Annotated in this window: 9 protein-coding genes; 3 read left to right on the top strand and 6 right to left on the bottom strand. The window is 52.2% G+C overall.

Features of this window, described 5'->3' with window-relative positions; translation table 11 throughout:
* Positions 1-1334: methyl-accepting chemotaxis protein (locus tag EXE45_RS15455; RefSeq protein ID WP_137694833.1), on the bottom strand; the 1334-nt coding region annotated here is incomplete at its 3' end.
* A 199-nt stretch (positions 1335-1533) separates the two neighbouring features.
* Between EXE45_RS15455 and EXE45_RS21870 the strand changes: the two genes are divergently transcribed.
* The 3 genes from EXE45_RS21870 to EXE45_RS15440 all read left to right on the top strand — a co-directional run bounded on the left by EXE45_RS21870 (position 1534) and on the right by EXE45_RS15440 (position 7071).
* Complete coding sequence (locus tag EXE45_RS21870; protein ID WP_137694832.1) at positions 1534-2160, top strand: deoxyribodipyrimidine photo-lyase; 627 nt, start codon at positions 1534-1536, stop codon at positions 2158-2160.
* A 175-nt stretch (positions 2161-2335) separates the two neighbouring features.
* On the top strand, positions 2336-4540 hold the full coding sequence (locus EXE45_RS15445) for a methyl-accepting chemotaxis protein (protein ID WP_137694831.1): 2205 nt from the start codon (positions 2336-2338) through the stop codon (positions 4538-4540).
* A 119-nt stretch (positions 4541-4659) separates the two neighbouring features.
* Complete coding sequence (locus EXE45_RS15440; RefSeq protein WP_137694830.1) at positions 4660-7071, top strand: PAS domain-containing protein; 2412 nt, start codon at positions 4660-4662, stop codon at positions 7069-7071.
* A 61-nt stretch (positions 7072-7132) separates the two neighbouring features.
* Here EXE45_RS15440 and EXE45_RS15435 read toward each other — a convergent pair whose 3' ends face one another.
* From EXE45_RS15435 to EXE45_RS15415, 5 genes are all read right to left on the bottom strand, one after another.
* The gene (locus tag EXE45_RS15435; protein ID WP_137694829.1) at positions 7133-8236 is read right to left on the bottom strand and encodes a GAF domain-containing sensor histidine kinase; all 1104 of its coding nucleotides are present in this window, start codon (positions 8234-8236) and stop codon (positions 7133-7135) included.
* 55 nt (positions 8237-8291) lie between these two features.
* Entirely contained in the window at positions 8292-10121 is a 1830-nt protein-coding gene (locus EXE45_RS15430) for a PAS domain S-box protein (protein WP_137694828.1), read from the bottom strand.
* On the bottom strand, positions 10118-11659 hold the full coding sequence (locus tag EXE45_RS15425) for a PAS domain S-box protein (RefSeq protein ID WP_158294276.1): 1542 nt from the start codon (positions 11657-11659) through the stop codon (positions 10118-10120). Before EXE45_RS15425 ends, EXE45_RS15430 begins: the two co-directional genes overlap by 4 nt.
* A 46-nt stretch (positions 11660-11705) precedes the next feature.
* On the bottom strand, positions 11706-13184 hold the full coding sequence (locus tag EXE45_RS15420) for an ATPase domain-containing protein (protein ID WP_137694826.1): 1479 nt from the start codon (positions 13182-13184) through the stop codon (positions 11706-11708).
* Positions 13185-13307: 123 nt separating this feature from the next.
* Positions 13308-14684 (bottom strand): PAS domain S-box protein, encoded by a 1377-nt coding sequence (locus EXE45_RS15415; RefSeq protein WP_274595481.1) that lies wholly within the window; start codon positions 14682-14684, stop codon positions 13308-13310.
* Positions 14685-14722: the final 38 nt, after the last annotated feature.

Below are 14722 nucleotides of genomic sequence, written 5' to 3'. Positions count from 1 at the left end.
TCGAACAAGCTCTCAAACAGTGATCCCCGCGCCGTCATCGGATTCAACAAAGCAGTCTGTTCAGCAATATCCTCGATCAACTCAACAACATCTCCGATTTCCTCAAGTTCGTCCGCGAGCGTGTTGACCTGCTCGACCGTCTGCTCAGACTGCGACTCGATATCCTCCATCTCATCAATCGCCTCTGTCGCGGCCGCTTGACCGCTATTGCTGAGTTCAACGGCATCCTGAGAAGCTGTGGCAACTTCATCCGCTGAGGACGCAACCTCTTCAACGGTTCCGGAAAGATTCTGCATCTCATCCGATGCCTCTCGGCTCTGCCCGTGCTGTGTATCCGCGTCTGCCGCAATCGCTTGGATAGAGTCCGCGACTTGCTCGCTCGCACGCTGCGTCTCTGCCGTCGATGCACTCACGTCTTCACTCGCGGACGCGACCTCATCTGCGAAGTTTTGAATCTGCGCGAACGTCAGCTCAAGATCCTCTACCATATCGTTGAAGGTGGTGGCGATCTCCACCATCGCCTCGTTATCTACGTCGGTGTCAAGCCGGCGGGTGAAGTCACCAGCCGCACACTCAACCATGACCGATTGGTAGTCGGCAGCGGCCTGCTCAAGTTCCGCATTAAGCTCCTGCATCTCTTCGCGCTGTTCGGCCGCCTCTACTTCCTTCTCTTTGGCACGATCTCTCGCTTGCTTCGCTTCTTCTAGTTTCTCTTGGACCTTCTCGCGGGCCTGTTGTCGCTGAATCGCGAGCGATTGCCAGAGGAATGTGATTGTCCCCGCAAGCATCAACACGCCAACAGCGTGTATCCCACCCCAAACGATCGGGTTAGCCATCGCTGCCTGATGGTTGTAGACCGTGAACCACTCGATAAGCCCGAAGACGCTGTGTTGGATAGCGACATACCCAATCGTGATCGCAAACGGTACCCAGTCTTCATACAGTGTAACAACCCCGACTCCCACAAAGTAGAGAAAATGTGCCTCGATGAATCCACCAGTAAAGTAGGCTAACACCGACGCCTGTGCCATGAACGCGACCGCGCCCGTAGCTGCCCGAACTCGACGAGAAAGTGCCGGGACTGCAGCTGTCACTACCAATCCCAACACCATACCACTGCCGACCACGGAGTGTAACATCGGGATGACCGGCAGTTCAGCACCGGTGATCGACTCCGCGCCCACCATTCGACTCACACCGAAGACAAACGGAAGTAACGCGAGTGTAAACGCCAAGACACCAATATGTCGCCGTTTGAACGTCTCGTCAGGAATCTCTTTACCATTCGGCGTATTCTCGATATACGTTTTAAGCGGCGATTCTGTATCTCCCAATTACATATACACTTGCTGTACGATACCATACTTAGTCTCTCGCCTCAAGTTCTCGTTTTTGAGAACGTCTTAAGTTGTTGAGTCAGATGACGGGGTCGGGGCCACTGGTTGATGTTGATCGAGGTTATTTATACTCCACTTCGGGGATTCCTCGCTTTTAGAGCGGGGAGGATATCAGTGAAAACCTCTAGGCGTATGTATGCAGTTGTATTGGCACCGTCGCACGCTTCGGCCAAGTCCAAATCCGGGGCTTTCGACCGCCCTCACCGCTGCTGAGCGGGATGATAGTCGTGTGATGTCAGTGTTCGTGCTGGATGACGCGATTTTGTCACAGGCCGACGGCCTAGGAGTTGCATTCATGCTCGGTTCCCTCCGTAAGCTTCGAGACTGGTATCAAGCCTATGGTAGTGATCTCGTGATACAACACGGAGACCCGACCGACATCGTGGGTCATATCGCGCGGACTATCGGAGTCGAACGGGTTGTGTGGAACCAAGATTACTCACGACTGGCTCGTCAGCGTGACCGTGCGGTTCAGCGTGTGCTCACTCGCACTGGAGTGACCTACACGTCCGTTCCAACCGGACAGGCAGCCAGGACGAGTTCATCTACAACGCTACCCCCGGACCCAGAGGCGTATCTGGCTAACCCACATACACTAGCTATTGAAACTAGAGAGGTGCCACGACTTTCAGACCTTCGTGAAGAGGAATACGACTCTGCGCCCCTCACCGCTGGTACTAAATCTGCTCGAAAGCAATTACGAGCTCTGTCAAACGGAACGACGTATCGTCGGTATGATGACGGTAGGTCGTTTTTATCTTAATATGAGATAGTGCTCGATCGGGTCCAAAGAGTGAGATTCACAAGACTAAGATCTCGTACTTCTAGCCGGCGCGAATGTTTCCTGTCCTAGTTTTTCTGCGATACTGGTTGCCCTGACTATCATTTACAATATTTTGTTGCGCAACTATTTATAAATCAGATATACAGTCTCAGATATGTTAGATAAGATTGCGATTGACCGGTTGGACCTTCGGCCGAAACTCATCATCGCATTCGTCTTAGTGGCGTTACTGGTGGGCGTCACCGGCGCGGTCGGATACCAAGCCGTTGGAGATGTCGATGAAGAGGCACACGTCATCTCTGAAGACGGCGACAAAATCGATGCCTCGCTAAACATGCTCGTAGCCATCGAAGAGCAACAAGTCGCCATACACGCCGCACTCCTCGGTGAAGAGGGAGAGCAGTCCAATTTCGAAGCAGCAGGTGGGAGATTCGACGAATACTCCGCCAAGTTACAACAACAAGAGCTGAGCGAAGCAGAACAAGCAGAATTCGAAGAATTACAGGAACAACACGAACAGTACTCCAGAACTGCTCAGGAACTGTTTACAGCCTTAGAAGCCGGTGATATGGAGCAAGCGCAGGCAAAGAGCGATGAGTTAGACGCGATCGTCGCAGATACCAAAGACTCCGCGCAGACGCTCGAGCAGGCAGCTATCGAAGACAAAGAGTCATCGGTTGTTGCAGCCGACAGCACGACACAAGCCGCACAGTTGGAAGTTCTCGGGCTGACCATCGGAGCGTTCATCGTAGCGATTATGATCGGCCTATTCGTCGCCGGTCGGATCACACCACCAATCAAGCAGCTATCGAACGGGCTCACCGCGATCAGTAACGGAGAACTCGATAAGGAGGTAGGTCAACACGTCGAGAATGATGAAATCGGGCGGATGGTCGACGCGTACACCAAGATGCAAGAAAACCTCGAAGGCGTGTTTTCCCAGATTGGAACCGCAAGTGAAGGGCTCAAACAGGGGGATCTCAACTGGGAATTTGAATCTCAATACCCCGGAACGTACGGTGAGACGATAGCCAATCTTGAAACGGGTGCCGGCGAGCTCGCGGCAAGTTTCGAGCAAATTCAGAGCGTTAGTAGCGACCTTCAACAGGGTGTGCTCGATGACGACGTCAACACCAACCGCCCCGGCCAGTACGGTGCCGTGCTTGATGACCTCGCAGTTGGGACAACCCAGTTATCGAACAGCTTTGAGCAAATATCGACTGCGAGCGACCGGCTAGAGCAGGGTCAACTCGCGCAAGATATCGACACCGACTACCCAGGAGCGTACGGCGACGTGCTATCGAACCTAGAGAACGGGATTGACCGTCTTAGTGATAGCGTTGGTAGTGTCAAAGATATTGTCGAGAGCGTCGCCACTTCAAGTGATGTTGTTGCGCAAAACACGGAAGAAGTCAAGGAAGCAAGTGAAGAGGTTGCCGGGTCCGTCGAGGAGATCTCACACGGAGCAGACACGCAGAGTGAAAATCTACAAGAAGTCGCTAACGAGATGAACGACATGTCCGCTACGGTCGAAGAGATTGCGTCTTCGGCAGATCAAGTGGCTGCAACGGCTGGAGCAGCCGTTGAACAGGGGAATGAAGGGCGTGAGTACGCCTCGGAGGCGACTGAAGAGATCGAGTCGATAGAGCAACAAGCCGACGAGGCAGCCGCACAGGTCAAGGCTCTCGAAGAGGATATGGACGAGATTGGAGAGATTGTAGAGATGATCTCCGGAATCGCGGAGAAAACAAACATTCTGGCGCTGAACGCGTCAATCGAGGCAGCGCGTGCTGGAGAAGCTGGAGAGGGGTTCGGTGTTGTAGCCTCTGAAGTCAAATCGCTCGCAGAGGAAGCAGGAAAAGCGACGACTGCTGTAGAAGAGCGGATTGAGACTGCACAAGAAAGTACAACGGAAACAGTTGCGGGAATGGAGAAGATGAGCGAGCGCGTTGAGCGCGGGTCGGAAACGATCGAGAGTGCAATTGAGATGTTTGATGAGATCGCGGACGCAGTACAGGAGGCTGAGAGCGGCATCCGAGAAATTAGTGACGCGACGGATGACCAGGCCGCCTCGACAGAGGAGGTCGTCTCGGTGGTAGATGAGGTGGCAAGTGTAAGTGAACAGACCGCCGCGGAGGCGAGCAACGTGTCGGCGGCGACCGAGGAGCAGACGTCGTCACTCGCGGAAACGACCGAAACGATTCAAGAACTCTCGGGGCTGGCTGATGATCTCAACGATCAGGTGACTGGGTTCGAAACACAACAAGAAACGACAGTTCAGGCAAACACACAGTCTCAGATGGCCGCGGACGGAGGCAATGTGTCGTCTGAGTCTCGCTGCGAGGAGGAAAGCAACTGAGTTGACCTATCTCCTCTACTGCTGGGGGATATTTTGAGTCGTAGAATTCCAATAGTAATGACACAAAAGAATCTTAGGACTACCATAACACATTTTATAATAAATAAAATGAGATATGTATGGAGGTAGCACGGGCGGCGTATATCGCGGTTTTCGCTTTCGCGACGCTCATTTCGGGTTATGGGGCTTGGCGAGCAACCGATATCGCCGAGCGTGATACACGCCTTGGGCTTGTGTCAGTGTTCGTTCTGGCTGGTGGGTGGACAGCGACAACTGCGATACAGTTCGCGATCAGTTGGGTTTCAGCAGCCGTATGGTTGCGAATCATCGGGTTAATTGTTGGACTTGCTAGTATTGGCGCGTGGCTATACTTTGCGTCAGCGTACGCAGGTCACGAATACCACCGGCGCCCCGCACTGCGGCGTCTTGCGGTTGGACTGTACCTCGTCGCTGTCGCTATCAAACTCACTAACCCCACGTATAATCTCTACTTCACTGCCTATGTCTCAACCGAACCGTTCGCGCACCTTGCGTTTAATCCCGGTGTTACCTATTGGTTGATCTCCGGGGCGGCATACCTGTCGGTCGGGGTTGCAACGGTCTGGCTGATCGAAGCCGTGACCACCTCTCGAATCAAAGACTGGCGGCTCGGGATCGTTGTAGTCCTCACAGCCGTCCCAGCAGTAGTGGACGTCGCTATCGGACTGGGGCGCGTCCCGCCGCAGTTTGTCGAGACGAGCTATGCTCCTCTTGGAATGGCCGTTTTCGCGTTGGGAAGCTTCGTGTTTTTGAATGAGACGTTTCGCCCGATTCCACGGTTCTGGCGAAAACAGGTCCTCACGCATCTCAACGAAGCAACAGTTATCGTTGATGTCGAGGAAGAAATAAGACACATAAGCCCCACCGCCGCTAAGACATTCGATGAGCTCCGCGGGGCCGGTGAAACGAGTTTCGCTGACACTGCGCCGAGACTGTACGAGTGTACGGTTCGAGACGATCCGATCTTCGAGTGGGAAGCTGACGGTGAAACTCGGCATTACCGGGTGATCGAGACGGGGTTACCGAGCGAGCGGGTGGGCGTGCACCGAGCATACGTGTATACCGAAGTGACGGCATCCGAGCGGACACGCCGCGAACTCCATCGCAAATCCAGAGTGATGGATAAGGCCCCGATTGGAATCACGATATTCGATTTACATCAGGAAGACGATCCGCTCGTGTATGCAAACAATCGGTTTGATGAACTAGCGCAGAATGATCTGGAGGATCGGTCTGACCTCACAGCGCTGTTCTGTGATGGCAAAGATTCGGAAATGGCCGCAACGGTCCAGAGAGCCGTCGAAGAAGGTGAATCAGTAACTATCGAGCGCCGTGACAACCACGAGGATCGACCGGAATTCTGGACAAAAGAAACGTTTGCTCCTATTACCGACACAGAGGGTACAATCAGTGAATTCACCGGTTTTCACCGGGATGTCACAGAAGACAAAGAGAAACGGGAGCGGCTCCGACAATACAAATCGGCAGTCGAGGCGTCGCCTACGTGGATTTTCTGTATTGACTCATCAAAGCGACTTATATTCGCTAACGAGAACTTTCGGCAGTTTTATACACTTGATTCGGACCGAGTTCGTGGGACACAAATTGATTCGATTGTTGAAAAAAGTACTGCTGAGAAGATTGAGCCCGCAATACAACAAGCGCTGGATGGAGAATCAGTTGTTTTTGAACTCGAAACTGAGGCCGCTACGGGTGAACGACGGCGCTTCGTTCGGGCTGTCCTTTCGCCATTGTGGGACGACGATGGAGCGGTTACCGGTGTAGTGGGGTCGGTTCATGATCTTAGCGAGGTTAGACAACGTGAGCAGCAACTTCAGGTTCTCGATCGAGTGCTCCGTCACAATATAAAGAACACGATGAACATTGTAAAAGGGAGTGCTGAGCTGATTGAACAGCAGACAACTGACCCCGAAGTTGTGAACACCGCTGAAACAGTCTCGGAGCACAGCCAGAAGTTGATTGATATGGCTGGGAAAATACGACAGGTCACAAAAGTTCTCTCGAAGTCGCGAACGGCTGAGTCAACTGATCTTACACAGTCAGCCGAATACGCAGTATCGAACACTCAAGCAGAATTCCCTGAGGCAGACATTACGCTGGAAACGTCGAATGAGCCAGTCAGCGTTCCAGACGGAACGATCGAAACAGCGGTCGAGGAACTTATCGAAAACGCGGTTATCCATTCAGACCGTGACCAACCGTCAGTTTCGATTCGGGTCTGGTCAGATAGTGACGCATCGTATCTCGAAGTGAGTGACAGCGGGCCGGGTATTCCGGGTGAGGAGCGCGATATACGGACTGGTGAAGAAACGATTCAGCCTGTTCTTCATGGGTCTGGTCTTGGACTATGGCTCGTGAAAGCGATCGTTGAACAGGCTGGTGGAGTACTCCAATTTAACGATAATGAGCCACGGGGAACGACGGTGAGAATGGTGTTCCGATCTTCTAACGATCTCAATCTCGTACGTTAAGACAATATCTTAGAGGCTCTTTCGATACGTGTCCCTTGCTGTATCACCCTGTGCGGGGGTGTCACTGAGAAATGATGTCAATCTTAGTAATCTCGAATCGTGTACCGTTGTCACTTCCTTCGGTAATACGAATGTCCCACCCATGTGCTTCAGTAACCTGCTTAACAATACTTAATCCAAATCCAGTACCTTCCGTACCCGGAGAGTATCCCGCCTCAAATACAGCCGTGCGATCTGTAGCTGGAATACCGGGGCCATCATCTTCAATATAGAAGCCATCTTCAACTTCTCCGACCCTCACAGAAACATCTGACCCACCATACATCACTGCGTTTGACAAAATATTCTCCACCAACTGACGAAGACGCGTCCGATCTGCGCTGATATATTGCTCTGTGTCGATGGATAATGTAGCGTTCTGTTGATCAACACTCGACCAACTTTCTTCAGTAAGTTGTGCTAACTCTACAGCCTCCAGATTGAGCGCTTCTGTTCCGATTCGTGCAAAAGTTAACATGTCGTCGATCAAGTGGTCCATTCGTTCATGAGCAGCGGCGACCTTTCGAAGAGGCTCACTATCTTCCTCCTCACGAACGGTTTCGAGGTATCCTTGAGCGATATTCAGTGGGTTGCGGAGGTCTTGGCTGACTACTGAGGCAAACCGATCTAGACGCTCAATTTGCTGTTTCAGTTCTTGCTCTCTTTCGATGCGATCAAGAGCTGTTTTTGAGTGACTCACAAGTAGCTCAGCTAACTCAATATCGTCTACGGTAAACGCAGACTCAGTCGTACTAACCGCCTGAAAAACACCGTGGTCGTCGATTGGAACACTTATGCCTGACCGATAGTCCGGCTTCGCGGGGTCCGTATTGTCATCCGGTTCTATTGTGTTAACAAGTTGTGACTCGCCGGTCTGATATGTTTTGCCTGCCAATCCTTGGTCAAGACGCATCTGACGACTTCCGTCTGCTGGAGCATCTTTTGATGTGCCGCGCGGAACGAGCCACTCGCCATCGCGAATCAAGATAGTACAAAGATTAAAATCCAGAATATCTGATGCGGCACTAACCGTTAAATCACAGACACTCTCGGTCGTATCCTGAGATTGAAGTCTGGTCGCAACGTCATGTAGAGCCTCAATCGTTTCGCCAGGCGAGTTGGTCATATCAAACAAATGGGAGCACAGCCGGTAAAATTACTTGTTAAAGGAGTAGAAGAAGTCACTTCTCAGCTGCTAACGGGAGCCTAATCGTAATCTCGGTGCCACTTGGCTCGCGGTCGTCAACACGAATCTTTCCGCCAGAGTGAGTGATGGTCCAATAGACGAGCCACAATCCGAGTCCGCTGCCGTGAGAGAGTGTCTCGATAGCTCCGCCCGATTCAAGAACGTTTCTGTCAAACTCCGGAATACCCGGACCATTGTCTCGCACGCGGAGGATACCCCACGAACTGTCAACAGTAAGGTCAACAGATACACGTGGTTCGTCGCTGTCGTTGTGGACTACAGCGTTAATCAGTAGCTCTTCGATAGCGGTATCAATCGAGTCAGACGCAGAGACAACAAGTTGAGCCGGGGCCGAAACATCGATACTTGCGTTAGACCAATTTTGACCCGTCTCTTCCGCAAGATTTCGAACTACCTGTCCGAGGTCTACCGGGGCCGGGTCGCGTGGATCACTGAGGCCGTCAGTGATCTTTCGTGACTTCTCGCTCGTCGTCAACAGGCCGTTAGCTCGCTCAACGATGACATCGGCAGCAGCCTTGAGGTCACCATCGAGTTCATTTTGAAGCTGCTTGCCTCGACCACGGATTACATTCACATCGTTGCGAATATTATGGCGCAAAATATTGTCGAAGACTTTCAACTGTCGCGTCCGCTTGTCGAGATTGGTGACATCCCGACAGATCGCAACTGTGCCTGTGAGTTCTCTATCCTCATAGTAGGGGTACCGGCTCGTGTAGAAGACCGCCTCCTTGTCAGTATGTGTGAACGTCGGCTCAACACTGTATTCGACTGGCTGTTCGGTCTCGATTACACGCTGTTTCTGCCGGGCAATCTCTGTGGCAGTGGCTGCGTCCATAAACTCGTATTCACCATCGCCGAGTAATTCATCCCTTGAGAGCCCGGCAAACGAGCACAGTGCGTCGTTAACCAGTCGAAACTCTCCCTCACAGCTCTGGAGCATAATTGGATCCTCAAGCCGCTCAACAATATCACGATATAAGGAGAGCCGTTGCTCAATCTCTTTGCGCTCGGTGATATCTCTTTGGACTGCGACGAAGGCTTTCGGCTCACCATCTTCGACAATTGGCGCGATAGTTTGATCTGCGACGTACTGGGAGCCGTCTCGTCGTTGGTTTGTAATTTCTTCATGCCACGTGTCGCCAGCGGTGATCGTCTCCCAAAGATCACTGTAGTAGTCGTCGGTCATCGCTCCAGAACTGATAAGCTCTGGTGACTCACCGACAGCTTCAGTCCGACTGTAACCCGTAATCGATTCGAACTCTGAGTTGACGTACTTGATCGTTCCTGTCGCGTCGGACATCCAGATGGCGTGACCAGAGGATTCAACCGCTTGTTTGAATAGTTCCAGCGTCTCCGTCCGTTTTTTGAGACGCAGTGATTGGGTTCGCAGCCTGGTAAGTGCTTCTACCCGCCATTCTAATTCAGCCTTTTTGATCGGCATCGAAACCACTTCGTCAGCGGTTTCGAACACAACGCTGTCGGCAATCTCACCACGATCGGTTTCAATAACGGAGAGGTCTGCTCCCGGAATGAGCAGAAGGCATGGCAAGAGAGCGGGCTCAGCCTCGCGTTTCCGAGCTCGGAGCGTTTCAGCATGCGTCTGTAACATCTCCCCATCAACGATACAACAATCGAATGTCGCTGTTTCGACTGGCTGGTCAGGATCGACAAGCGTGTAGCTATCGTGGGATTCAATCCACTCAACAATCAGCCGCCGATCTCCTTTATCAGAGAGTAAAGGGAACAAGGCCGCTTGGTCAGTAACATCATCAGAGGAGTCATTTACAGAAAGTGTATCGTTCATCGATCGCCCCCCTCGCTACTGTTTGTAGCCTCAGTCGTCAGTAACTCAACAACAAAGGCTACGCCAGGTTGATCCGTCTCAGTTGCTTCTCTGGGCAATTCATCCTCACTGCAATCCGCGATCCAGACTTTCCCATCGTAACTCTCAACAAGATTATCAACGAGGAACAAACCCATTCCGGTCCCCCCGCTCTCTAGTCCCTTCTGACCTTCTTGAAACAGATCTTTTCGGACGTCGGCTGGAATTCCTGGTCCGTTGTCAGCCACTCTGACACGGACGGTGTCATCCAACTCTTCAACGGTGATGACTACCTTCGGATCTGGTCTTTGATTGTGTTGGACCGCATTGTTGACAAGGTTCCGAAACACTGACGAGAGCAACTTATTCGCCAGTACCCGCGTTTCTTGATCGGGTGGGTCTGGCATCGTAATTTCTGCGTCGGAAAACGTCTCCCGACGCTTTTCGAGTTCTTCAGTGAGGAGTTGTCGAAGTGAGATCGGCTTGAGATCTGGCGTTTCATCACCGTGAATGAGTGCTGATAGGTCACGGGCAACGTTTGTGAGTTCGATAACATGATTTCCTGCCCGGAGGACCCGGTCAAGTTTCTCTCTACCGTCCGAAGAGAGCTCATTTTCAAGCATTTCTCCCCACGAAACAATGACGTTCATATCATTTCGAATATCATGACGGAGAACTCTGTTCAACACGTCGAGTTGCTCACGTTGCTCACGAAGACGTTCTTGGAGATCTCGGAGATCAGTAATTTCGTGATTAACGGCGATGAACTGTGTGATATCACCATTTGGGTTTTCAACCGGAGCAATTGTTTGTTGGACAATATACCTCTCGCCGTCTTTGCGTCTGTTGACAACTGTGCCATGCCACGTCTCACCGGCGGTGATAGTCTCCCACAGCTCTTCATAGAACGCCTCATCATGTTCACCAGATTTGAGCATCCGCGGGGTATTTCCGACGACTTCCTCACTTGTATACCCTGATTGTGACTCAAAACCTCTATTGACGTACTCAATTGTCCCGTTGACGTCGGTGATCAATACTCCGTGACCGGCGTGTTGGTCGCGGATTTGGCGGAGTTGCTCACGTCGGTTGAACGCGACAGTCGACTGGTCTCGCAGGCGGAGAGCCATCTCTAGTTGTTCGCCAAGTCTGTGTTCTGCGAGTGGCATATCGATCAGCCCATCGATAGCATCCCACAACTCTGGGTGTGTCTCACGGAGACGATTACAGACCTGGCGGTGCTTTGCCTCGGGGACCAACAACAGGTACGGCAGCACAACCTGCTCATGTTGCTTTCGTGTGAGCAGTTCCGAGCGGTGCTCATTGAAGGCTGTCCTGTCGACGAGACAGCAGTCGAACGCCGCCTCAGCGATATCTACGCCCTCAACAATCGTATATTGATCATGTGTGGTTAGCCACTCTGTGAGGACGCGTCGGTTCCCTGGGTTACTAACCAGCAGCAGGACACGCTTCGCTTCGTCGGCTGTCTCTTGGTAGGACGGCTGTTCGTTCGTGGACATGAGATTTGATCGTGGGCTTGTATTGAGTGCGTGTGTCACGCGAAGGCTACGCTTGGTCGGTATCAGCCACGTCGCGATCGGTACCGCCAGCATCCTCGTTCCAGTCGGGCGTCCCAGTGAGAATGCCCCGAAGTTGTGGGAGAGGCTCCCCAACGCGTATCCCGTCGGCCGTAATCGCAAGTTCGCGAAGGCTGCGTTCGAAATCGCTCGTTCGCATTTTCAGTGTCCCAATCACTTTCCGCATCTCACCGCGGTACTCGACGTGACGCAGGAACACAATATTATCGGCAAGATTGCTCGTCCGCTCTTCAGACGCTTGGAAGTCCCCGGTGATATTGTGGACTTCATTAACAAGGAGGGTAGTGACACCAGCAGCCCGCAGGAACCGGCCAATCCGCACCAAAGCACCCGTCGTGTCGGCAAGTCCACGGAGATTTTCTTGGAAGCCTTGTGACCCATCAATCATCACAACCTCAGTCCCGTCGGTAACGGCCTCCCGGAGGAGTTGCTCAAATTCACCAACCGTGTACTCATCGGGAGAGACTTCAACGATAGAGAGTTCACCGCTTTCCAGCGCAGCCTGAAGTGGAAGCCCAATTGCTTCTGCGCGATCACGAATGGTCCATTCTGCTTCTTCGAACTGGAATAACACGCTCTGTTTGCCCGCAAGTGCTGCTTGAATGAGAAACTGAAGCCCAGTCGTCGTCTTGCCGACACCGGTTGGCCCGCTAAGCATTGTTATCGTGCCCTGATCTAAGCCGCCATAGAGCAACTCATCGAGTTCGTCCACGCCAGACGACAGCGGTTCCGCGTCGATCGCTTGTTTCTGCGTATCGGGTACGAGCTCCGGCCAAACTTCCAGTCCCGCTGTAGAAATATCGTAGAAATGATCTCCACGTCGGAACGATGACCCTCGGAACTTAGAGACGGTGACCATCCGGCTCTCAGAAGTTACGTCAAGAGAAATGACAGTATCAACAAGAAATTGGATATCATCGTCTGTGATTGGTCCGCCAGCTTGGGACGTTAACATTCCCATCGCGTCAATTTCTTTGAGATAATCAAGGAGACCAAGGATTCCAGACCGGAATTGCCGCTCGTCAGTTGTAAGATGCCGGAATTCTGTGATTGGGTCCAGTAACACGCGATCTGGTTCAATCTCATCAATCTTCTCACGGAGTTCCGCGATGAAGTCCGGCTGTTCGACTTCCGCTGACTCAAAGACGCTGTAGGAGTTACGCTCTGAGAACTGTTCTTGAGTCGGGGAAATATTATGGAAGTGAATTTGCTCGGTATGAAGATCGAACGCATCTGCGGTTTCTTCAACGTACGCCTGCGGCTCACCCATGTTGACGTACAGAGACGTCTCGCCGGCGTCTATCCCCGCTGAAAGAAAGTGTAAGCCGAAAATTGTCTTCCCTGAACCAGGCGACCCGCGTATAAGCACGTTTCGCGGATGAATAAGACCGCCATCTAATATATCGTCTAACCCACTAATACCCGTAGACAATCGCTGACCTGTCATAATAGCATATTACACTTAGTATTCAAGTAGTTTGTTGCTGTGACCGTGCGCTAGTCTTGTCTTTTATAAGCGGACAAAGCGAATACCCCGAGGCGATTCACTTTCTCCACCAAAGTCCAGAACTCACTCTACAAGTTCGAGACCAGTAAATTCGAACCGTGTACCACCCTGTTCACTCTCGGCCACAGTAATCTCCCACTCGTAAGTGCTGGCAATTTGCTCGACGATCCGCAGGCCGAAGCCGGTCCCCTCCTCATTGGTCGAGTAGCCCGCCTCAAAGATTTCCTCGCGGTCACTCCCTGGGATACCGGTTCCGGTATCCGCCACGTAGAAGCCGTTCTCTACTGTACCGACGGATACTGTCACGTTTTCGTCGTTATGTTCGACTGCGTTACGATAGAGATTCTCAAATAGTTGCTGAAGACGGCTCTGATCGGCCTTGACAACCTGAGAGACATTAGTTTCGAGTGCTGCCTGTCCCGTACCAACGGTTTGCCAACTGTCCTTGGCTATGTCGGCAAGTCCAACTGGTTCGGGCTCATCAATCTTCTCACCCTCTCGTGCCAGTGTTAGTAAGTCTTCTATGAGCGCGCCGATCCGATCGAGTGCCTGGGCAACACCCTCAATGTGGTCACTCTCGCACTCCTCACGAATCAGTTCTAACCGTCCGATAGCCACTTGAAGCGGATTTCTTAAATCGTGGCTGACAATGCTGGCAAACCCCTCAAGTCGCTCGTTCTGACGTTCGAGTTCCCGTTTGTTCTCGACTTCCTCGGTGACATTCTGTGAGACTGCCATCACGTACTCGATCTCATTGTTGTTGGTCCGAACAGGGGCGGTCTGAATTCGGTATTGCCTGCCCCCGTACTCCTGTCCGAACGTGCTGGCATTCCCATTCAGCGTTTCCTCGTAATAGTGACAGAGTTCATTCGCGATGTCTTCTGGGAACAGATCGTGTGATTTCCGACCCTCGATATCGTCGGGAGGTAGGCCAATGTTGCCCAGTTCTCTGCCACCGGCGCGTACGTATTCGAGATCCGTGTTGATGAGGAATACCGCACCGTCCGGGAAATTCTTGACTAGTGTCTCGTACTGGTTTTTTAACTCCTGTAACTCCTGTTCACGTTTTTTTCGCTGGGTCACATCTCGGAGTGTTCCAACTGAGCCGTTGAATTGGTCGCCTCCGTACGGGAGAACGCCCATTTGATCTTCACAGACAATCGGGTCACCCTCCCGCGGGTACACCGTCACTTCGAATGTGAGCGTTTCCGGGCCATCACTTGACAACAACCGTCCCAACTGGTGTTCTGCCTGTTCGACAGCCTCCTCGTCTTTGATGAGCGACGGTGTGTTCCCAAAGATAGTTTCCCGGTCGTAGCCGACTAACTTGACGAACTCGTCGTTGACGTAGGTGAATCGTCCCTCTTCGTCAATCACGTACACTGCGTCGGTCAGTGCTTCAATGATCGTTTCGTACTCTTCTAATCTGCTGTGTTGAATAGCGATCTAATCAGCTGTTATCACGGAGTAGAAGGACG

Source organism: Halorubrum sp. SP9 (genome assembly GCF_005435015.1).
GTDB classification, from domain to species: Archaea; Halobacteriota; Halobacteria; order Halobacteriales; family Haloferacaceae; genus Halorubrum; species Halorubrum sodomense.
The sequence above is the reverse complement of the archived record's forward strand: the minus strand, read 5'-3'. Positions and strand labels throughout refer to the sequence as shown.